Annotated in this window: 2 protein-coding genes; both read right to left on the reverse strand. The window is 34.0% G+C overall.

From position 1 onward, the window contains the following. Nucleotides 1-1235, reverse strand: a 1235-nt coding sequence (locus ACWGOQ_RS24020) for a glycoside hydrolase family 16 protein (RefSeq protein ID WP_458202895.1), incomplete at its 3' end; no start/stop codon positions are given. Nucleotides 1236-1477: 242 nt separating this feature from the next. After that, the coding region (locus tag ACWGOQ_RS24025; protein WP_458202896.1) for a T9SS type A sorting domain-containing protein at nucleotides 1478-1861 on the reverse strand (384 nt) is incomplete at its 5' end.

A 1861-nucleotide genomic window follows, 5' to 3' on the forward strand; every position in this document is an offset into this window, starting at 1 on the left:
AAACAACTATCATCAGATGTTTTCACTAAGCTGGCTCCGCTAAAATTGTCATCCCAGTACAAGGTAGCTTTATATCCAGGTTGAACGCGTAAAGAAGAAACATTGTCATTAGGTACCCCAAGAGCTGCTAATTGTGTCATCGTATAACTACCTTCAGAAAGACCTACTGTAGTGCCAGAATAAGGGCAATCAAGATATAATCTAACATTTCCAGTAGTCGGGTCAGGAGTTTCGATAAAAGTTTGACCTACAAGGTTTCTTCTTTTCAGACCTTGTGAGCGATAAGATGCAACCAGATCATTAACCTGTGTTGTACTTAGTGCTTTATTTTTATAATATAAAACCCAATCAACCATAAAAGTATTATTTCTGTTGCCAGTACTACTTCCTAAAACACTGTTCCAAATCCAGTTAGCAAATGCTACTTGCATATTACTTCGAGGGTAAACAGATAGACCTGCTTGTGTAGTATTATCAGTTACAGAATGGGTTGCTATCAGGATACTATCCATATAATATCTAATATTTACCCCATCTGTACAAGTGGCAATAAAAGTGTGCCAGCCTGCTAATGACTTTTGTTGCGCAGTATATGTTTTCCAAGCTGTCCAAGGAACAGCTATATATTTATGATAAGAAGTAGTATACCCTACTCGATTATCTGGAGAAACTCCCCATTTATCTGCAGCCATATACTCCACGATGTCTAATTCACTATATTTTGATCCGTCTTGAGCTAAAGCTGAACTTACTATAGTGTAAAAAGTCTGTATATTAGCATCTTTAGAATCATAAGATTCATCTGATAAATATATTCTTGCGGCATAAGTTCCTTCAAAATAGTCGAATCCTGAAGTTTCTATTCTCGCATGAGTAGTAGCTCCTGTTTGACCATTTGCCGTAGTCTGTAATGTCATTATTTTGTTAGCAGAATCAACAGGGTCAGTTACAAAATCAATATTGCTTTTACGATACAGAGCTCCTTCTGGTGGTCCGCTTATCCCGTCTATAATATTCCATTTATTAAACATAGAAAGCTGTGGATCATTAACTTCAGTATAGTTAAAATCATCAAACATAATAGTTTGCGAAAATCCAATTTGAGTAAGTAAGCTTATCATCAAGCAAATCAATGAGGAAAGCTTTTGGAAATTGCGTTTTCCTACCCGAACAGCTTCTTGCCTTTTAGTTACATGATCTATAATTAGAAAATCTATGGGTTTTAGTTTAACCATGATTGTTGTTTTAAATTCTTATAGCATTGGTTTAATTTCTTTTTTTTTTTTAGACTCTACTATATATTATTTTGAGACTCCAGAAGAAAGTATTTTCTTATTTTTTCATCAAAAAAAACAGTAAGCAAACGAGTAGTACTGAACCCATCTCGAATTAAGATTTTGAGCTGAAAAATTAACATATACCAGCAAAAATAGTTTCAAGGTGAGTTCAGGGTTGTAAGACTTAAATCAGAAAGAAGCTATTCTTTTATTAAACGTTTTGTTTCTTTAATTCCACCTTTTTCTATAGTTACCATATATATTCCTTCATTAAGGTTAGAAAGATCTATTGAAGTATCAGATTCAATAATTCTTGGAGCTACTACGCTACGTCCTAAAGCATCAAAAACAGTAATAGCTGCACTTTTCTCATCAAATTTGAAATGAATTGAGTTAGTAAAAGGATTAGGGTACATTTGAGTAGTATTTGTTTCGATAGTTTCTGTGGTTACATCAAAAGATCTGTTACCTTGTCCAGTTATTTTAATCCAATTCATATTCCAACCTCCTGATACAGCATAAATACCAAAAGGATATGTACCTGCGTTTACATTAACCGTATGAGAAACCGTGGTCCAATTTTG

Source organism: Aquimarina ulvae, from assembly GCF_053613295.3.